We start from the raw sequence: 18,731 nt of genomic DNA, 5'->3' as shown, positions 1-18,731 counted from the left end.
TTGAGTGGAATAGACTCAACTTTGTGGACGTTGGCTGAGTCAGCCATACGACGCCGAGGAGGAGAACGGGAACGTGGACGCCGAGCTGACCAACAGGAGCCGGGACGCGATCAACGCGGCCAGCAACCGGGCCGTGACGGAGGGGCACGCGGACCTCACCCCTGCCCACCTGCTGCTGGCTCTGCTGGCGGGGCAGGACAACGAGAACATCACCGACCTGCTCTCGGCGGTCGACGCCGACCAGGCCGCCGTACGCCAGGGCGCCGAGCGCGTGCTGGCCGGACTGCCCAGCGTGACCGGTTCCACGGTCGCGCCCCCGCAGCCCAACCGCGAGCTGCTCGCGGTCATCGCCGACGCCGGCGAACGCGCCAAGGACCTCGGCGACGACTATCTCTCCACCGAGCACCTGCTCATCGGCATCGCCGCGAAGGGCGGCGCGGCCGGCGAGGTGCTCGACCGGCAGGGCGCCGGCGCGAAGAAGCTGGCCGAGGCCTTCCAGAAGGCGCGCGGCGGCCGCCGGGTGACCACCGCCGACCCCGAGGGCCAGTACAAGGCGCTGGAGAAGTTCGGGACGGACTTCACCGCCGCCGCCCGGGACGGGAAGCTCGACCCGGTCATCGGCCGGGACCAGGAGATCCGCCGGGTCGTGCAGGTCCTCTCCCGCCGTACGAAGAACAACCCCGTCCTCATCGGTGAGCCCGGCGTCGGCAAGACCGCCGTCGTCGAGGGGCTCGCGCAGCGGATCGTCAAGGGGGACGTGCCCGAGTCGCTGAAGGACAAGCGGCTGGTCTCGCTGGACCTGGGGGCCATGGTCGCCGGGGCCAAGTACCGGGGCGAGTTCGAGGAGCGGCTGAAGACCGTCCTCGCCGAGATCAAGGACTCCGAAGGCCAGATCATCACCTTCATCGACGAGCTGCACACGGTCGTCGGCGCGGGCGCCGGCGGCGACTCGGCGATGGACGCCGGCAACATGCTCAAGCCGATGCTCGCGCGTGGCGAACTGCGCATGGTCGGCGCCACCACCCTCGACGAGTACCGCGAACGCATCGAGAAGGACCCGGCGCTGGAGCGCCGCTTCCAGCAGGTACTGGTGGCGGAGCCCACGGTCGAGGACACCATCGCCATCCTCCGTGGCCTGAAGGGACGTTACGAGGCCCACCACAAGGTCCAGATCGCGGACGCGGCGCTGGTCGCCGCCGCGACCCTCTCCGACCGCTACATCACCTCCCGCTTCCTCCCCGACAAGGCCATCGACCTCGTCGACGAGGCGGCCTCCCGCCTCCGCATGGAGATCGACTCGTCCCCCGTCGAGATCGACGAACTCCAGCGCTCCGTCGACCGGTTGAAGATGGAGGAGCTGGCGCTGGAGAAGGAGACCGACCCGGCCTCCCGGGAGCGTCTGGAGAAGCTGCGCCGCGACCTCGCCGACAAGGAGGAGGACCTGCGCGGCCTCAACGCCCGCTGGGAGCGCGAGAAGCAGTCCCTGAACCGGGTCGGCGAGCTGAAGGAGAAGCTCGACGAACTGCGCGGCACCGCCGAACGCGCCCAGCGCGACGGCGACTTCGACACCGCCTCCAAGCTGCTGTACGGCGAGATCCCGCAGCTGGAGAAGGAGCTGGAGGCCGCGTCCGAGGCCGAGGAGGAGACGGCCAGGGACACCATGGTCAAGGACGAGGTCGGTTCCGACGACATCGCCGACGTGGTGGCCGCCTGGACGGGCATCCCGGCCGGCCGCCTGCTGGAGGGCGAGACCCAGAAGCTGCTCCGCATGGAGGACGAGCTGGGCCGCCGCCTGATCGGCCAGACCGAGGCCGTACGCGCGGTCTCCGACGCCGTCCGCCGCTCCCGCGCGGGCATCGCCGACCCGGACCGCCCCACCGGCTCCTTCCTCTTCCTCGGCCCCACGGGTGTCGGCAAGACCGAGCTCGCTAAGGCCCTCGCCGACTTCCTCTTCGACGACGAGCGGGCGATGGTCCGCATCGACATGTCGGAGTACAGCGAGAAGCACAGCGTGGCCCGGCTGGTCGGCGCCCCGCCCGGATACGTCGGCTACGAGGAGGGCGGCCAGCTCACCGAGGCCGTCCGCCGCAGGCCCTACACCGTGGTCCTCCTCGACGAGGTGGAGAAGGCCCACCCCGAGGTCTTCGACATCCTCCTCCAGGTGCTGGACGACGGCCGCCTCACCGACGGCCAGGGCCGCACGGTCGACTTCCGCAACACCATCCTGGTGCTGACGTCGAACCTGGGCAGCCAGTACCTGGTGGACCCGGCGCTCAGCCCGGAGGAGAAGAAGGAGCAGGTCCTGGAGACGGTCCGGCGGTCCTTCAAGCCGGAGTTCCTGAACCGCCTGGACGACCTGGTGGTCTTCTCGGCCCTGGAGAAGGACGAACTGGCCCGGATCGCCCGCCTTCAGATCGACCGCCTCGCCAAGCGCCTCGCCGACCGCCGGCTCGCCCTGGTCGTCACCCCCGAGGCCCTGGCCTGGCTCGCCGAGGAGGGCAACGACCCGGCCTACGGCGCCCGCCCGCTGCGCCGCCTGGTTCAGACCGCCATCGGCGACCGCCTCGCCAAGGAGATCCTGGCCGGCGAGGTCAAGGACGGCGACACGATCCGCGTGGACGCCTTCGGGGACGGGCTGATCGTGGGTCCGGCGACCGCGGCGGAGGCCGTCGAAGCCGCCGTGGAAGACGCCGGTCAGGAGACCGGAAAGACGCTCTGAGCGGAATTCCGCCAACGGGAGATGAACCCGCCGGGGCGGGGGTTGCCACCCCCCGCCCCGGATGGGGGAGGATGGCGGGATCCGCATGAAGGGAAAAACACGGTGACCATCGACCCGTCCTCGATTCCGAACTTCGGGGGCCAGCCCGAGCCGCAGCCCCAAGGACCGGCGGGCCCCGTCGTCCCGGATCAGGATCTTGTGAAGCAGCTCCTCGACCAGATGGAGCTCAAGTACGTCGTCGACGACGAGGGCGACCTCGCGGCGCCGTGGGAGCAGTTCCGTACGTACTTCATGTTCCGTGGCGAGGACGAGCAGGCCGTCTTCTCGGTGCGGACGTTCTACGACCGCCCCCACAAGATCGACGAGAAGCCCGATCTGCTGGAGTCAATCGACGACTGGAACCGGCGGACCCTGTGGCCCAAGGTCTACACCCACACCCACGACGACGGCACCGTCCGTCTCATCGGTGAGGCCCAGATGCTGATCGGCATGGGTGTCGACATCAACCACTTCGTCTCGTCCACGGTCAGCTGGGTGCGCGCCGCGATCGAGTTCGACAAGTGGCTGGTCGAGCAGCTCGGCCTGGAAGAGGCCGTCAACGAGGCCGAGAAGCCGGAAGACGGCGACGAGTAGGACGAGCAGGACGAGTAAACAGCAGACCTACAGCGGTGTGCGCGCGTACAGGACCAGGTACGTGCCGTAGCCGAACGAGAGCCCGGCCAGGGCCGTGACCACCACCGTCGCGTGCCAGGGCCGGGCTCTCGCCGTACGGACCAGCGCCCGGGCCAGCGGGAGGAGCAGGGGGAAGGCCGGGAGCAGGAACCGGGGCTTGGACTCGAAGAAACCCGACCCGCCCAGCGCGATCAGCAGGAGTACGGCGGTGTAGGCGAGCAGCGGCAGCGGGGCCCGGTCCAGGGCCAGAAGGGCGAACAGGACCACCGCCGCCGCCACGATCAGCAGGGCCACCGGGAAGACGAAGCGGTCCCCGCGCAGGAGCAGCGTACGGGCGAAGGCCAGCGATCCCCGGCCGAAGTCGAAGCGCGATCCCCACAGCCGCTGCACGCCGAAGTAGCCGCCCAGCGTGTCGCCGGTGCGGTGGCCGACCCAGAGGACGTACCCGGTCCAGCCCAGCGGAGCCAGCGCCGCCCCCGTCCACAGCCTGTGGGTAACCCGGCCGCGGGCGCGGTACAGCTCACGGGCGGCGGCCAGCAGCACGGCCGCCGCCACCGCGAAGCCGTTCGGTCGGGACAGGCCGGCCAGGGCGGCCAGGCTGCCCGCCCACAGCCAGTTCCCGGCCAGGACCGCGTACAGCGCCCAGGCGGCGAGGGCGGTCAGGACCGGTTCCGTGTAGGCCATGGACAGCACCACGGAGTGCGGGAGCAGGCCCCACAGGAGGACCAGGGCGGTGCCCACCGCACGGCCGTGCAGACGGGCGCCCACCGCGTAGACACCGGCCGCGGCGACGGCCGCCGCCGCCCAGGACACCAGCAGTCCGGCGCCCGCCCCGCTGAGCGGGGTCACGGCCGTCAGGGCCCCGATCAGCGCCGGGTAGAGCGGGAAGAACGCCAGGTCGCTGTGGATGATGCCGGGGCCGAAGTACAGGGTGCGGCCGTAGCCGTGCGCCGCGATCCCCAGGTACCACGCCGAGTCCCACGACCTCCCCAGCAGGGTCAGCGGATGCCGGCCGCCCGCCCAGGCGGCCAGCGCCAGCACGGCCATGCCGGTGAGCCGGGCCGCCGCGAACAGCCCCACGGCGACCCCGCCGGCGGTGACTAGGGACAGCCGGGTACCGGGCCGCTGCGCGACCGGCTGCTGGGCGACGGACGGGGCGAGGGCGGTGGTGCTGGCGTGGCTCACATTCGCACAGTGCCGGGGGATCCCGACCGGTGCGAGAAATGTGCGCCCGATGGAGGGGCGGCGCCGCGGGGGCGCGGGGCTGTATGGCTGTGCGGCGGCGCCGCGTGGACGCGAGCTGCGGTGCCCCGTCAGGGGCCGCGTGGCTGTATCGCTGTGCGGCTCCGCCGCGTGGGCGCGACCGGCCCCCACGCACCAGCGGGCCGACGACCGTCCGGCGGTCCCCGCCGCTACGACAGCCGCCGCAGCCGCTCCGCCGCCTCCTTCAGCACCTCCGCCCGCTTGCAGAACGCGAACCGCACGAACGGTGCCCCCGCCTCCCGGTGGTCGTAGAAGACCGCGTTCGGGATGGCGACGACCCCCGCCCGTTCGGGGAGGGCGCGGCAGAAGGCGAAGCCGTCGGTCTCGCCGAGGGGGCGGATGTCGGTGGTGATGAAGTACGTGCCGGCGGTGTCGTAGACCTCGAAGCCCGCCTCCGTCAGGCCCGCCGCGAGGATGTCCCGCTTGGTCCGCATGTCCCGGCGGAACGCCTCGAAGCAGGCGTCCGGGAGGGCGAGGGCCTCCGCGACCGCGTACTGGAAGGGGCCCGAGGCCACGTACGTCAGGAACTGCTTCGCCGACCGCACGGCGGCGACCAGCTCCGGCGTCGAGGTCACCCAGCCGACCTTCCAGCCGGTGAAGGAGAAGGTCTTGCCGGCCGAGCCGATGGTGACCGTGCGCTCGCGCATGCCGGGCAGGGTGGCGACAGGCACGTGTTCCGCCTCGTCGTAGACCAGGTGCTCGTACACCTCGTCGGTCACCACCAGCAGGTCCCGCTCCACCGCCAGTTCCGCGATCGCGGTCAGCTCGGCGCGGGTGAGGACCGTGCCGGTCGGGTTGTGCGGGGTGTTGATCAGGAGGAGCCGGGTGCGCGGGGTGACGGCGGCGCGCAGTTCGTCGAGGTCGAGGCGGAAGGCGCCCGCGTCGGGGCGGAGGGTGACCGGGACCCGGGTACCGCCCGCCATGGCGATGCTGGCCGCGTAGGAGTCGTAGTACGGCTCCAGGGCGACGACCTCGTCCCCGGGTTCGAGGAGGGCGAGGAGGGCGGCCGCGATGGCCTCGGTGGCGCCGGCGGTGACCAGGACCTCGGCGTCCGGGTCGTACGACAGCCCGTACCAGCGCTGCTGGTGTGCCACGATCGCGGTGCGCAGCTCGGGGACGCCCGGCCCCGGCGGGTACTGGTTGCCGCGCCCCTCGCGCAGCGCGCGCACGGCGGCTTCCCTGACCTCTTCGGGACCGTCGGTGTCCGGGAACCCCTGCCCCAGGTTGATGGAGCCGGTGCGCAACGCGAGGGCGGACATCTCGGCGAAGATCGTGGTGCCGAACTCGGCCAGCCGGCGGTTCAGGAGCGGGCGTTCGCTGGAGGTCATGCCGGTCATCCTGCGCCCAAGCTCTGGAGTTCCTCAACTCCGCTTTGGCCGGTGCGTCGGCCGGGCATCCCCCGTCCACGTCGCGTTCTCGCGGCGGCCGGGGCGCCCACGGGGGGTCGTCTTCGGGGGAACGGAAAGAAGGTGACGTCATGGGCACCGTCTTCATCGTGGTGGTGGCCGCGATCATCTGCCTCGCGATCGCGTCTGCGGTCCGCAGGGGTGGCAGGGGCCGCAGGTGCGGCAGGGGCAAGGGGGCGTACCGAGCGGGCGCCGGCTCCGCGTCCTCGACGTCCTCGGCCTACGACAGCTCCGGCAGCTGGTGGGCCGGGGACTCGGGGTCGTCGTCCTCGCACGGCGGGCATCACGGCGGCGGCCACTCCTGTGGCGGCGGGCACTCCTCGTGCGGCGGCGGGTCGTCCTGCGGGGGCGGGTCGTCGTGCGGCGGGGGCGGCTGCGGCGGCGGGGGCAACTGAGCCGCCCCAGGGGGGCGCGGGACCGGGCGTCCGGGCAGAGAGCGGGGGGAGCTCTGCCCGGGCGCTCCGGCGTGCGCCGGGATGGGTGGGGCGCACAACTTGGCTGAACAGTTGAGCTGTGGAGCCCTCGCAGGGATGGAAACCCCACGAAGTTGGGTAAAAACGCTGTGGCAGCGCCACAGTTCATGATTCCCTCTAAATCACCAAAGCGGCGCCTCGGACGTCCTGACGACACCCTCCCCTGGCCGGGTCGGCCGGGCCGATCTCCCGTGTCGACCGAGGTGCGCCGGACCACACTCCTCCTCTTTTGCGTGTTAGCGGAGCCGATCCATGCTCACGACCCTGAACACCACCTACACCGATACGCGTGCGGCCGACCTCGCCTGGGCCCTGGGGCGCGAACCGCTGCCCGCCCTGGCCACCCTCGACCTGGAACTGAGCGGTGCGAAGCTGCAGTTGAGACTGCTCGGCGCGTCCCACCAGGTGCTCCTGGAGGAGGAACGGGGCGGCTGTTCGGAGACGGTGGCGTGCATCCAGGGGTCCAGCACCCCCCTGCCGCTCGGGGTCGCCAAACGCGTCGGCGACTGGGAGTACGAGTTCGCGGCCCGCGTCGAGGTGCTGTCACCGGGCTCCTTCGCGGGCCGCGCCCAGGAGTTGCTGGCCCTCGTCTCCGAGCATCCGCACGGCCTCGCCGGGGTCTTCCCGGGCAGCCCGCACGCCTTCACGGCGATGCTGGCCCAGCGGCACGAGGGCCAGGTGCGCTGGCGTACCTGGCACGCGTATCCGCAGGACGGCCAGCTGGTGGCGACCCGGACCCGGGTCGGCGTACGGGCTCCGGTGCCCCAGCCCGTGGCCGGATGACATAAACCAACGGAGCGTCAAAGGGCGCCGAGTTCCACACGTGTGGGTGACGAAGCGTACCGAGTGAGTGACGTAACGTCGCAGAGTGATCGATCCACACGCACCCGCCCCTCCCGGCGCACCGCCGGACTGGGGTGCCCCCGCGCCGCTGCCCGTGCGGCCGGGGACGGGCCGCTTCCTGGTCCTGGTGTGCGTGTTCGTCTGCGCGGCCTGCGGATTGGTGTACGAACTCGAACTCGTCGCCCTCGCCTCCTACTTGATCGGCGACTCGGTCACCCAGGCCTCCGTCGTGCTGTCCGTGATGGTCTTCGCGATGGGCGTCGGCTCCCTGGCCGCGAAACGCCTGCGCTGGCACGCGGCGGCCGGGTTCGCCGCGGTGGAGGCCGCGCTGGCGCTGGTCGGCGGCTGCAGCGCCATGGCGTTGTACGCCGTCTTCGCCTGGACCGGCGGCTGGGGCGGCCTGTGGGCCACCGGCCCGCGCTGCCTGCTGGTCGCCTTCTCCCTCGCCATCGGCCTGCTCATCGGCGCCGAGGTGCCGCTGCTGATGGAACTCATCCAGCGCATCCGCCGCCAGGACGCGGGCGGCGCCGTCGCCGACCTGTTCGCGGCCGACTACGTCGGCGCGCTCGTCGGCGGCCTCGCCTTCCCGTTCCTGCTGCTGCCCTTGCTCGGCCAGCTGACCGGCACCCTGCTCACCGGCACCGTCAACGTCGTCGCCGGCGGCGCCCTGGTCCTCGGCCTGTTCCGCCGCGACCTGTCCCGCCGGACCCGCTGGACACTCCTCGTCGCCAACGTCACCGTCCTCGGCGTCCTCGGCTCCGCCGCCGCACTCGTCAGCGACTTCGAACGGGCCGCACGGCACGCCGTCTACGGCTCCGACGTCCGCCTCGCCGTGCAGACCGACGTCCAGGAGATCGTCCTCACCGGCGGCACCCACGGCCGCCCCCTCGACCTCTTCCTGGACGGCCGGCTGCGGGTCGGCGGCCGCGACGAACGCCGGTACCACGAAGCCCTCGTCCACCCCGCGATGACCGGCCCGCACGCGCGCGTGCTGATCCTCGGCGGCGGCGACGGCATGGCCGCGCGCGAGGTGCTGCGCCACACCGGCGTCGACCGCGTCGACGTCGTCGAACTCGACGCCGGCCTGGTCCGCCTCGCCCGCCACGACCCCGCCCTCGCCGCGCTCAACGGCCACGCCTACGACGACCCGCACGTCCACGTGTTCACCGCCGACGCCTTCCACTGGCTGCGCGAGGCACCCCGCCGCGGCTGCTCCGGCTACGACGTCGTCATCGCCGACCTGCCCGACCCCGGCATCACCGCCAGCACCAAGCTGTACTCCGAGGAGTTCTACGGCCTCGCCCGCCGCGCCCTCGCCCCCGGCGGCCGCCTGGTCGTCCACGCGGGGCCGGTCCAGGCCCGCCCCCACGCCTTCTGGACGGTCGCCGCGACGATGCGCGCGGCGGGCCTCGCCCCCACCCCCTACCGGGTCCTCGGCCAGGACGCCGGCTTCACCCCGGGCCCCGACCGCTCGGCGGGCGAGTCCAGGGCCCCGCACGACTGGGGCTTCCTGCTGGCGGCGGCGGGTCCGCGGGGACCACCGTTACACCTCCCGGCCGACGGTCCGCGGCTGCGGACGCTGACGCGCGGGGCACTGCGCAGGGACGCGCTCAGGACTCCGGCGGCCGGTGTGCCGCCGTCGACGCTGGTGCATCCGCGGTACTGAGCACAGCGGTCTGCCCGGACGGCGGCCGTCAAGGAGGCGCGCAGCGTGCCGTGCGCCGGAGAGGGTGTGCCGGACCGGCTCGTGGGTAGGCTCAGTCGGCATGGAGCACCTGGTGTACGTCCCGGCCCCGGCCTCGCGGCTCAGGGGGGCGCTGGCCGACCCCGCGCGGGTCGCCCGGGCGGTCCCCGGCCTCCAGCAGGACGCGGGCGCCGCTCCCGGCACCGGCCGCCTCAAGGTCCGCGTCGGCAGCCACTCGATCACCTACCGGGGCTCCGTGCGCGTCACCGCCCACGACGACGGCTCCTACGCGGTCGACGGTGACGCCACCGAGGCCCGCGGCACCGGCACGGTGAAGCTGGCGCTCACGTTCCGCCTCGCGGACACGGACGAGGGGTGCGCGGTCTCGGTGACCGGCACGGTCTCCGCCGGCGGGCGGGTCGCCGAGTTGCCGGCGGAGGCGGTGGAGTCGGCGGCGACGAGGCTGCTGAACCGGTTCGTGGAGGCGCTGGGGGAGGCCGCGGAAGAACCGGAACCGGCCTCGATCTTCGAGACGGAGGTCCCGCCGCCGTCCCTGGAGCCCGAGCCGGAACCGGAGACAGAGCCGGAACCGGTGAGCGAGCCGGTGGTGGAGCCGCTTCCGGAGATCTTCGCCGAGGCGGCGCACGCGCGCCGGACGATGATCGGCCGCAGCGCGGAGGAGGTCGACCACGCACCGCCGCGAGGGCGGTACGCGCCGGTCCCCGCGCCGCAGACAGTGGCAGCCGCGTCGGCACTGCGGTGGGCCGCACCGGCGGCGGCCCTGGCGCTGGCGTCGGCGATCGTGGTGACGAGGGCGCTGCGGCGCCGGCGTTGACGCGGGGCCGCGGGTGGAGACGCTTACCGGCGCCGGCAGGGTGCCTGGGGGAGGCACGACTGCCCGCAGCTGGAAAGGAGCGCCGACCGCAGCGCCCCGTCAGGGGCGCGGAGCGGTATCCGATGTGCGGCTGCCGCCGCGTGGGCGCGACCGGCCCCCACTCGCCCGCACTCGAAACCCGGCCCGCACCCGAAACCCGGCCCCCGGCCACCCGCACCCGAAACCCGACGCCCTCGCCCCAGTACTGTCATCCCGTGAGTAACGAAGACATCACGCTGACCGCAGGCGACGCCACCCTCCACCTGCACCCCGGCAACGGCGGCCGGATCGCCGGTCTCGAGGTCGGATCCCTCGAACTCCTCCGCCAGGGCGACCGCTTCGGCTGCTTCCCGATGGTGCCGTGGTGCGGCCGGATCCGGGACGGCCGTTTCCTGGACGGCGCCACCGTCGTGCAGATGCCCCTCAACTCCCCACCGCACGCCATCCACGGCACCGCCCGGGACGGCGCCTGGCGCACCGCACGCGTCTCGGCGAGCGAGGCCGTGATCACGCGCGAGCTCGGCGCCCCCTGGCCGCACCCCGCCCGCGTCGCCCACGTCGTGCAGCTCGCCGAGGACTCGCTGACGCTGACGATGTCCGTGGAGACGTACGACGACTCCTTCCCGGCGCAGATCGGCTGGCACCCGTGGTTCAACCGGAACCTCGGCGGCCAGGACGTCCGGGTCGGCTTCACGCCCGCCTGGCAGGAGGAGCGCGGCGCGGACCACCTGCCCACCGGCAACCGCGTCGACCCCCGGCCCGGCCCCTGGGACGACTGTTTCGGCATGCCCGACGGCGTCGACGTCACCCTCACCTGGCCGGGGCAGCTGGAGCTGAAGGTCGCCTCCCGCGAGCAGTGGGTCGTCGTCTACGACGAGCAGGAGGCGGCGGTGTGCGTGGAGCCGCAGACCGGACCGCCGAACGGGCTCAACACACGGCCGCGGCTCGTCACCCCGCTGGAGCCGCTGGAAGCCACGACCACCTGGACGTGGACGCGCCTCTAAGCTTGCTGCCATGACGGACGTACGCGCTGAGCTGCTGCAACAGATCAAGGACAAGGCCGTGGTGCACGGCAGGGTGACCCTGTCGTCGGGCCTGGAGGCCGACTACTACGTCGATCTCCGCCGCGTCACCCTCGACGGCGAGGCCGCCCCGCTGGTCGGGCAGGTGCTGCTGGACCTCACCGAGGGCCTGGAGTTCGACGCCGTCGGCGGGCTGACGATGGGCGCCGACCCGGTCGCCGCGAGCATGCTGCACGCCGCCGCCGCCCGGGGCCGTCGCCTGGACGCCTTCGTCGTGCGCAAGGCGGCGAAGGCGCACGGCATGCAGCGCCGGGTGGAGGGTCCGGAGATCAAGGGCCGGCGCGTCCTGGTCGTCGAGGACACCTCCACCACCGGCGGCTCCCCGCTCACCGCCGTGGAGGCCGTGCGCGAGGCCGGCGCCGAGGTCGTCGCCGTCGCCACCATCGTGGACCGCGCCACCGGCGCGGCCGAGAAGATCCAGGAGGGTGCCGGGGTGCCGTACCTGTTCGCCTTCTCGAAGGATGAACTGGGGCTGGACTGACACCCGGTTGACGAGTGGGATTGACCCGGATTCGACCGGAGCCCGGAGCATCGGTTCATGTCTGGAAAGATGGGGACGACGATGACGTCGCCCCCAAGGTCTAGGTCAGGGCCGTAAGAAAACAGCAGTACGCCGACCCGCACACTCAAGGAGCGGACAGATGCCCATCGCAACCCCCGAGGTCTACAACGAGATGCTCGACCGGGCGAAGGCAGGCAAGTTCGCCTACCCGGCCATCAACGTCACCTCGACCCAGACCCTGCACGCGGCGCTGCGCGGCTTCGCGGAGGCGGAGAGCGACGGCATCGTCCAGATCTCGACCGGCGGCGCCGAGTTCCTGGGCGGCCAGTACAAGAAGGACATGGTCTCCGGCTCGGTGGCGCTCGCCGAGTTCGCGCACATCGTCGCCGAGAAGTACCCGGTGAACATCGCGCTGCACACGGACCACTGCCCGAAGGACAAGCTCGACGGGTACGTACGTCCGCTGCTCGCGATCTCCGAGGAGCGGGTGAAGAACGGCCGTAACCCGCTCTTCCAGTCGCACATGTGGGACGGCTCCGCCGAGACCCTCGCCGACAACCTGGCCATCGCGCAGGAGCTCCTGGAGCAGGCCCGCCGCGCCAACATCATCCTCGAGGTCGAGATCACCCCGACCGGTGGCGAGGAGGACGGCGTCTCCCACGAGATCAACGACTCGCTCTACACGACCGTCGAGGACGCGATCCGTACCGCCGAGGCCCTCGGTCTCGGGGAGAAGGGCCGCTACCTGCTCGCCGCCTCCTTCGGCAACGTGCACGGCGTCTACAAGCCGGGCAACGTCGTGCTCCGCCCGGACCTGCTGAAGGAGCTGAACGACGGCGTGGCCGCCAAGTTCGGCAAGCAGTCGCCGTTCGACTTCGTCTTCCACGGCGGCTCGGGCTCCACCGAGCAGGAGATCCTCACCGCGCTGGAGAACGGCGTCGTGAAGATGAACCTCGACACGGACACCCAGTACGCCTTCACCCGTCCGATCGCCGACCACATGTTCAAGAACTACGACGGCGTCCTGAAGGTCGACGGCGAGGTCGGCTCCAAGAAGACGTACGACCCGCGCACCTGGGGCAAGCTGGCCGAGGCGTCCATGGCCGCGCGTGTCCTCGAGGCCACGCAGAACCTGCGCTCGGCGGGCAACAAGATCAAGTAGGTCGCATCACGGTCCGGACCCGGCTTCTGTCAGAATCCGCCGACAGCGCCGGGTCCGCTGTATACCTGTACCCATGCCCGACGTCCGGCTGGCCTCTTCCCAGGGCAAGTGGATCCTGCTCACCACCGTCCTCGGCTCCAGCATGGCGATGCTCGACTCGACGGTCGTCAACGTCGCGCTGCCCCGCATCGGGCGGGACCTGGACGCGAGCCTGTCCGCGCTGCAGTGGACGATCAACGCGTACATGCTGACGCTGGCCGGTCTGATCCTGCTCGGCGGTTCGCTCGGCGACCAGTACGGCCGCCGGAAGATCTTCGTGCTGGGCGTCGTCTGGTTCGCGGCCGCCTCCCTGATGTGCGGCCTGGCCCCGACCGACACCGTGCTGATCGCCGCCCGCGCCCTCCAGGGCATCGGCGGCGCGCTCCTCACACCGGGCTCCCTGGCCCTCATCCAGGCCTCCTTCCACCCGGACGACCGGGCCCGCGCCGTCGGCCTGTGGTCCGGCTTCGGCGGCATCGGGGCGGCCGTCGGCCCCTTCCTGGGCGGCTGGCTGGTGGACGGCCCCGGCTGGCGCTGGGTCTTCCTCCTCAACGTCCCGCTCGCCCTGCTCTGCGTGCCCGTCGCCCTGCGACACGTCCCCGAGTCGGCCGACGGCCGGGCTCACGGGCGCTTCGACGTCCTCGGCGCGGCGCTCGGCGCCCTCACGCTCGGCCTGGTGACCTTCGCGCTGATCGAGGCCGGGGCCGCGTCCCTGCTCGCCGTGGCGGGCGTCGCGGCGGGCGTGGCCTTCTGGTACGTCGAGAAGCGCCGCCGGGACCCGATGCTCCCGCTGGACATCTTCGGCTCCCGCCAGTTCACGGCCCTCAACATCGTCACCCTGTGCGTGTACGGCGCCTTCGGCGGCTACTTCTTCCTCACCGCGCTCCAGCTCCAGGTGGTGGCGGGTTACTCGGCCCTCGCCGCCGGCACGGCCCTGCTCCCGACGACGGCCCTGATGCTGCTCTTCTCGGCCCGCTCGGGCGCCCTCGCCGACCGCATCGGCCCCCGCATCCCGCTCACGGTGGGCCCCCTGCTCTGTGCCGCCGCGATGCTTCTGATGCTGCGCGTCGGCGAACACGCGGACTACCTGACCGACGTTCTCCCTGCGGTCCTGGTCCAGGGCGTCGGCATGGTCACCCTGGTCGCCCCGCTCACCGCCTCCGTCCTCGCCTCCGTGGACACGTCCCGCGCGGGCATCGCCAGCGGCATCAACAACGCGGCGGCCCGCGCCGCCAGCCTGATCGCGGTGGCGGCGCTGCCGCTGCTGGCGGGGATGGGCCCGGAGGCGTACCGCTCGGCCCCGGCCTTCGACGCGGCGTTCGACCGGGCGATGCCGATCTGCGCCGGGGCGCTGGTGGTCGGCGCGGCGCTGGCCTTCGCGATGGTCCGCCGCCCGGCTCCCGGCTGCGTACGCCCGGAGTGCCGCCACCACGGGAACGTCACGACGCCCCCGCTGGAGGCGGAGGGCCGCAGCTGACCGGCAGGAATCCGAGCATGGCCCACGGCGCAAGCTGATCGTGCACGCGTTTCGGTGGTGTCGTCTCAGACCGGAGACCGGCGACCGGTTCAGCCGGCTGGAGAACACGTGTTTCGGCAGCGGTGACGGCTACGGCTCCGGGGTGCCGTTCGACACCGGATACGGCCGCACCGGGTTCTGGACGTACGCCCAGGCGCACCTCGGGACCGGCCCGGCGGCCCAGGCGCCCCGCCGATCCCTCAGACTGGCCACCATGAGCATCCACGAAAACCTCCTCGGCGGCCCGCCCCCCACCCACCTGCCCGACGAACCGGGTCCCCGTGAGCTCCTCGGGCAGGGCACCGCCCCCGCGGACGTCGCCGCCAAGTACCCGGCGTCCTCGCTCGCCTGGGCCCAGCTCGCCGACGACGCGTTCGAGCGCGGGTCGGTCGTCGAGTCGTACGCCTACGCCCGTACGGGTTACCACCGCGGTCTCGACGCGCTGCGCCGCAACGGCTGGAAGGGCCACGGGCCCGTCCCCTGGGAGCACGAGCCCAACCGCGGCTTCCTCCGGGCCCTGCACGCCCTCGCCCGTGCCGCCGGAGCCATCGGTGAGAAGGAGGAGTACGAGCGCTGCACCCAGTTCCTGAAGGACTCCTCCCCGACGGCGGCCCGGACCCTGGGCTGACCCTGGCCCAGTCGCTCGTACGGAGGCGCGGCCCGTCTGGCAACAGGCGGGCCTTGCCGTATCCGGGTTACGTTGCGGAAGATGCCGGTGGGGACCGGGGCCCCCGTGTCGGCATCGGCAGGGGCGGACCGCTACCCGGAGTACAACAGGAGACAGCGATGTCCCATGAGGCTCTCGAACCGAACGAGCCCGAGACCCCGCATCTCGACTTCGCCGGCACCACGCCGTACGAGGACTACGTCAGGGCGGACGTGCTCACCCACCTCCAGCACACCCTCTCCGAGGATCCCGGAGAGATGGTCTTCCTGGTCACCACCCAGGTGATGGAGCTGTGGTTCACCGTCATCGTCCACGAGTGGGAGACGGCCGCCGGCGCCCTGCGCCGTGACGACGTCCCCACCGCGATCGCCGCGCTGAAGCGTTCCACCCGCGAGCTGGAGGCGCTGAACGCCTCCTGGAAGCCGCTCGGCCAGCTCACTCCCGCCCAGTTCAACTCCTACCGCTCCGCGCTCGGCGAGGGCTCCGGCTTCCAGTCGGCGATGTACCGGCGGATGGAGTTCCTGCTCGGCGAGAAGTCCGCGTCCATGCTCGTCCCGCACCGCGGCGCGCCGCGGGTGCACGCGGAACTGGAGAAGGCGCTGCACGAGCCGAGTCTGTACGACGAGGTGGTGCGGCTGCTGGGGCGGCGGGGATATCCGATCCCGGACGCGGTGCTGGTGGAACGTGACGTATCACTGCCCTATACACCTTCCGATGCCGTCGAGGCCGCCTGGACCGCCGTCTACTCCGGTGACGGCGACGCCGACCTCGCCCGGCTCGGCGAGGCGCTGACCGATGTCGCCGAACTCGTCTGGCGCTGGCGCAACGACCACCTGGTCGCCACCCGCCGCGCCATGGGCGCCAAGCCCGGCACCGGCGGTTCGGCCGGGGTCGCCTGGCTGGAGAAGCGTGCCCGCAAGAACGTGTTCCCGGAGCTGTGGACGGCGAGGTCCCATGTCTGAGCTGGCGCTGCGCGCGGCGAAACTGGACGGACAGGACGACCTGGCCGGTGTGCGGGAACGCTTCGTCCTCGACGAGGTCGTCTATCTCGACGGCAATTCCCTGGGCGCCCTGCCCGCCCACGTCCCCGGCCGCGTCGAGGACGTCGTCAGGCGGCAGTGGGGCGAGCTGCGGATCCGGTCCTGGGACGAGAGCGGCTGGTGGACGGCGCCGGAACGGATCGGTGACCGGATCGCCCCGCTGGTCGGTGCGGCGGCCGGGCAGATCGTGGTCGCCGACTCGACAAGTGTCAACGTCTTCAAGGCACTTGTGGGTGCGGTACGGCTGGCGGGGGAGGGCCGCGACGAGATCCTGGTCGACGCGACGACCTTCCCCACGGACGGCTACATCGCCGAGTCGGCGGCCCGGCTGACGGGATGCGCGCTGCGCCCCCTCGCACCCGGCGAGGTCCCGGCGGCGCTGGGCGACCGTACCGCCGCCGTGCTCCTCAACCACGTCGACTACCGCACGGGCCGGTTGCACGACCTGCCGTCCCTCACCGCCGCGGTCCACGCGGCCGGAGCCGTGTCCGTCTGGGACCTGTGCCACAGCGCGGGCGCGCTGCCGGTGGGCCTTGACGAGCACGGGGTCGACCTGGCGGTCGGCTGCACCTACAAGTACCTGAACGGCGGCCCGGGTTCACCGGCGTACCTGTATGTACGGCGGGAGTTGCAGGACCGCTTCGACTCCCCGCTGCCCGGCTGGAACTCGCACGCCGAGCCCTTCGGGATGCGGTCGGCGTACGAACCGGCCGCGGGCGCGCCGCGGGGCCGCGTCGGCACCCCGGACATCCTCTCCATGCTGGCCCTGGAGGCGGCGCTGGAGGTGTGGGAGGGGGTACCGGTGGCGGCCGTACGCGCCAAGTCGCTCGCCCTGACGGACTTCTTCCTGGAGTGCGTCGAGGCGTACGTGCCGGCGGGCCGCGTCGCGTGCGTGACGCCGGTGGCCCACGAGGAGCGCGGCAGTCAGATCGCGCTGCGCTGTGCCGACGCCGGGGACGTGATGAAGCGGCTGATCGAGCGGGGCGTGGTCGGGGACTTCCGGCAGCCGGACGTACTCCGCTTCGGCTTCACCCCGCTGTACGTCGGTTTCGCGGACGTGGAGCGGGCGGCGCGGGTGCTGGGGGAGGTGGCGGGAGCGGCCGCGGGACGGTCGTAGCAGCGGTCGTCGGTCGTCGGTCGCCGCAGCGGTCGCGTCGGGACAGCCGTCGAGGCGGCCGTCGGGACGGTCGTCGGGACGCCGTGGGGACGGTCGCCGGAACGCCGTGGGGACAGCCGTGGGGACGGTCGCCGGAACACCGTGGGGACGGCCGTCGGGTCGGGCGTTGGAACGGCCGTCGGGTCGGCTCTCGCCGAGCGACATGACGACATAGCGATCCCCGCGTGGAGGCCGGGACGGTACAGATCCGAGCAATCCTCACCGTGCGTGACATCCGCGTGTCCCCGCACGTCACCGGCCTGATACCGTCCCGGCCAACGGGCGTAATCCTTACCTGGTCCGCCAATGTAATTACGTCGCTGAGAGGTTGGAGCATGCCGGACGACGCCGCAGCAGCCCGGGCCGCCGCCGAGGAGGAGTCGGCCTTCTCGCACCCGCACGTCGCGCCCGACGCCACGGCCGCGTACGGCGACCACCCCGACCAGGTGATCGACTTCTACGCCCCGCGTACCGACGAGCCCCTGGCCCCGCTGGTCGTGATCCTGCACGGCGGCGCGTGGCGTGCGCCGTACGACCGCGGCCACATCACCCCCTTCGCCGACTACCTGGCCCGGCGCGGTTTCGCGGTGGCCAACGTCGAGTACCGGCGCGGCGCGACGCTGCCCGCGCAGGGCGGTACGGCCCCGGTGGCGGGCCGCTGGCCGGACACCTTCGACGATGTGGCGGCGGCGCTGGACGCCCTGCCGGACCTGGTCCGCGAGGCGGTGCCGCGGGCGGACCTGCGCCGTACGGTCCTCACCGGCCACTCGGCGGGCGGTCACCTGGCGCTGTGGGCGGCGTCCCGGCACGTCCTCCCGGCGGACGCCGCGTGGCGCACCTCCGGTCCGGCTCCGCTGCGGGGGGTGGTGGCCCTGGCCCCGATCGCGGACTTCGCGATGGCCGAGAAGCTGGACGTCTGCGGCAACGCGGCGCTGCAACTCCTGGGCGGCGAGGGCAAGTTCAGCGACCGGCAGCGGTACGCCGACCCGGCGCTCCTGCTGCCCACCGGCATCGCGACCACCCTGGTCCAGGGCCGCACGGACGTGGTCGTCCCCCAGGCGGTCGCCGAGTCCTACGCGGAGGCGGCGGCCAAGGCGGGCGAGGTGGTCGGCCTGACGCTCCTGGAGGACGTCGGCCACTTCCCGCTCATCGACCCGGCGGCGGACGCCTGCGCGGTGGTGGCGGAGGAGATCGCCCAACTGGGCTGGTGAGCCCAACTGGCCTGGTGGGTTCGGCCGGTGTGGTGGGACCAACTGGCCTGGTGGGTCCGACCGGTGTGGTGGGACCAACTGGCCTGGTGGGTCCGACCGGTGTGGTGGGTTCGACCGGTGTGGTGGGACCAACTGGCCTGGTGGGTTCGGCCGGTGTGGTGGGACCAACTGGCCTGGTGGGTCCGACCGGTGTGGTGGGACCAACTGGCCCGGTGGGGCCACCGGTTTGGCGAGCCCGAGCGGCCTGGTGGGTTCGACCGGCGTGGTGAGCCCGAGTGGCCTGGTGGCGGCCGTCCCTGGCTCTTTCCCTGCATACCCGTAATACCTGAGAGCTACCTCGCAGGTGAGTTCTCAGGCGGGACGCGAACGACACGGTCCGCTCCGTAATTTCCCGATCAGACAAGCCCGATGGCCGGGCGACT

At 72.4% G+C, this 18,731-nt stretch carries 16 protein-coding genes; 14 read left to right on the top strand and 2 right to left on the bottom strand.

What is annotated here, in order from left to right; all coding sequences use genetic code 11:
* Positions 1-73 precede the first annotated feature (73 nt).
* Positions 74-2,719, top strand: a complete 2,646-nt coding sequence (gene clpB, locus LQ326_RS32920) for an ATP-dependent chaperone ClpB (RefSeq protein WP_234542710.1) — start codon at positions 74-76, stop codon at positions 2,717-2,719.
* A gap of 102 nt (positions 2,720-2,821) precedes the next feature.
* Positions 2,822-3,352, top strand: coding sequence for a type III secretion system chaperone family protein (locus LQ326_RS32915; RefSeq protein WP_234542709.1), 531 nt, complete (start codon positions 2,822-2,824; stop codon positions 3,350-3,352).
* A gap of 27 nt (positions 3,353-3,379) precedes the next feature.
* Here the strand turns inward: LQ326_RS32915 and LQ326_RS32910 are convergent, their stop codons facing one another.
* Together LQ326_RS32910 and LQ326_RS32905 are read right to left on the bottom strand one after the other, a co-directional pair.
* Complete coding sequence (locus LQ326_RS32910; RefSeq protein WP_234542708.1) at positions 3,380-4,576, bottom strand: hypothetical protein; 1,197 nt, start codon at positions 4,574-4,576, stop codon at positions 3,380-3,382.
* 227 nt (positions 4,577-4,803) lie between these two features.
* Positions 4,804-5,991, bottom strand: coding sequence for a pyridoxal phosphate-dependent aminotransferase (locus tag LQ326_RS32905; protein ID WP_234542707.1), 1,188 nt, complete (start codon positions 5,989-5,991; stop codon positions 4,804-4,806).
* A gap of 140 nt (positions 5,992-6,131) precedes the next feature.
* Here LQ326_RS32905 and LQ326_RS32900 point away from each other — a divergent pair, with 140 nt between their 5' ends.
* From LQ326_RS32900 to LQ326_RS32845, 12 genes are all read left to right on the top strand, one after another.
* On the top strand, positions 6,132-6,455 hold the full coding sequence (locus tag LQ326_RS32900; RefSeq protein ID WP_234542706.1) for a hypothetical protein: 324 nt from the start codon (positions 6,132-6,134) through the stop codon (positions 6,453-6,455).
* A gap of 330 nt (positions 6,456-6,785) precedes the next feature.
* Positions 6,786-7,316, top strand: a complete 531-nt coding sequence (locus tag LQ326_RS32895; RefSeq protein ID WP_181808649.1) for a DUF2617 family protein — start codon at positions 6,786-6,788, stop codon at positions 7,314-7,316.
* An 85-nt stretch (positions 7,317-7,401) separates the two neighbouring features.
* Positions 7,402-9,042 carry a polyamine aminopropyltransferase gene (locus tag LQ326_RS32890; RefSeq protein WP_234542705.1) on the top strand — a complete coding sequence of 547 codons (1,641 nt, stop codon included), beginning with the start codon at positions 7,402-7,404 and terminating at the stop codon, positions 9,040-9,042.
* A 100-nt stretch (positions 9,043-9,142) separates the two neighbouring features.
* Entirely contained in the window at positions 9,143-9,895 is a 753-nt protein-coding gene (locus LQ326_RS32885) for an SRPBCC family protein (RefSeq protein ID WP_234542704.1), read from the top strand.
* Between the two features lie 254 nt (positions 9,896-10,149).
* A complete protein-coding gene (locus LQ326_RS32880; RefSeq protein WP_234542702.1) occupies positions 10,150-10,938 on the top strand; it encodes an aldose epimerase family protein in 789 nt (262 codons plus the stop codon).
* Between the two features lie 10 nt (positions 10,939-10,948).
* The gene (gene pyrE / locus LQ326_RS32875) at positions 10,949-11,497 is read left to right on the top strand and encodes an orotate phosphoribosyltransferase (RefSeq protein ID WP_181805166.1); all 549 of its coding nucleotides are present in this window, start codon (positions 10,949-10,951) and stop codon (positions 11,495-11,497) included.
* Between the two features lie 160 nt (positions 11,498-11,657).
* Positions 11,658-12,680 carry a class II fructose-bisphosphate aldolase gene (gene fbaA / locus LQ326_RS32870; RefSeq protein WP_234542701.1) on the top strand — a complete coding sequence of 341 codons (1,023 nt, stop codon included), beginning with the start codon at positions 11,658-11,660 and terminating at the stop codon, positions 12,678-12,680.
* A 73-nt stretch (positions 12,681-12,753) separates the two neighbouring features.
* Positions 12,754-14,196, top strand: a complete 1,443-nt coding sequence (locus tag LQ326_RS32865) for an MFS transporter (RefSeq protein WP_234542700.1) — start codon at positions 12,754-12,756, stop codon at positions 14,194-14,196.
* Positions 14,197-14,449: 253 nt separating this feature from the next.
* The gene (locus LQ326_RS32860; protein WP_234542753.1) at positions 14,450-14,863 is read left to right on the top strand and encodes a DUF3151 domain-containing protein; all 414 of its coding nucleotides are present in this window, start codon (positions 14,450-14,452) and stop codon (positions 14,861-14,863) included.
* A gap of 158 nt (positions 14,864-15,021) precedes the next feature.
* Complete coding sequence (locus LQ326_RS32855) at positions 15,022-15,864, top strand: tryptophan 2,3-dioxygenase family protein (protein ID WP_234542699.1); 843 nt, start codon at positions 15,022-15,024, stop codon at positions 15,862-15,864.
* Complete coding sequence (kynU, locus tag LQ326_RS32850; protein WP_234542698.1) at positions 15,857-17,059, top strand: kynureninase; 1,203 nt, start codon at positions 15,857-15,859, stop codon at positions 17,057-17,059. Before LQ326_RS32855 ends, kynU begins: the two co-directional genes overlap by 8 nt.
* A 374-nt stretch (positions 17,060-17,433) precedes the next feature.
* A complete protein-coding gene (locus LQ326_RS32845) occupies positions 17,434-18,309 on the top strand; it encodes an alpha/beta hydrolase (RefSeq protein ID WP_234542697.1) in 876 nt (291 codons plus the stop codon).
* Positions 18,310-18,731 lie beyond the last annotated feature (422 nt).

This window comes from Streptomyces shenzhenensis (genome assembly GCF_021462265.1).
In the GTDB taxonomy this organism is placed as follows: Bacteria; Actinomycetota; Actinomycetes; order Streptomycetales; family Streptomycetaceae; genus Streptomyces; species Streptomyces shenzhenensis.
The sequence above is the reverse complement of the archived record's forward strand: the minus strand, read 5'-3'. Positions and strand labels throughout refer to the sequence as shown.

Bases quoted from the DNA above. Each gene is read 5' to 3' on its own strand.
- LQ326_RS32905 (WP_234542707.1), bottom strand. From the start codon at position 5,991: ATGACCGGCATGACCTCCAGCGAACGCCCGCTCCTGAACCGCCGGCTG.
- LQ326_RS32900 (WP_234542706.1), top strand. From the start codon at position 6,132: ATGGGCACCGTCTTCATCGTGGTGGTGGCCGCGATCATCTGCCTCGCG.
- LQ326_RS32895 (WP_181808649.1), top strand. From the start codon at position 6,786: ATGCTCACGACCCTGAACACCACCTACACCGATACGCGTGCGGCCGAC.
- LQ326_RS32885 (WP_234542704.1), top strand. From the start codon at position 9,143: ATGGAGCACCTGGTGTACGTCCCGGCCCCGGCCTCGCGGCTCAGGGGG.
- pyrE (WP_181805166.1), top strand. From the start codon at position 10,949: ATGACGGACGTACGCGCTGAGCTGCTGCAACAGATCAAGGACAAGGCC.
- fbaA (WP_234542701.1), top strand. From the start codon at position 11,658: ATGCCCATCGCAACCCCCGAGGTCTACAACGAGATGCTCGACCGGGCG.
- LQ326_RS32865 (WP_234542700.1), top strand. From the start codon at position 12,754: ATGCCCGACGTCCGGCTGGCCTCTTCCCAGGGCAAGTGGATCCTGCTC.
- LQ326_RS32860 (WP_234542753.1), top strand. From the start codon at position 14,450: ATGAGCATCCACGAAAACCTCCTCGGCGGCCCGCCCCCCACCCACCTG.
- LQ326_RS32855 (WP_234542699.1), top strand. From the start codon at position 15,022: ATGTCCCATGAGGCTCTCGAACCGAACGAGCCCGAGACCCCGCATCTC.
- kynU (WP_234542698.1), top strand. From the start codon at position 15,857: ATGTCTGAGCTGGCGCTGCGCGCGGCGAAACTGGACGGACAGGACGAC.
- LQ326_RS32845 (WP_234542697.1), top strand. From the start codon at position 17,434: ATGCCGGACGACGCCGCAGCAGCCCGGGCCGCCGCCGAGGAGGAGTCG.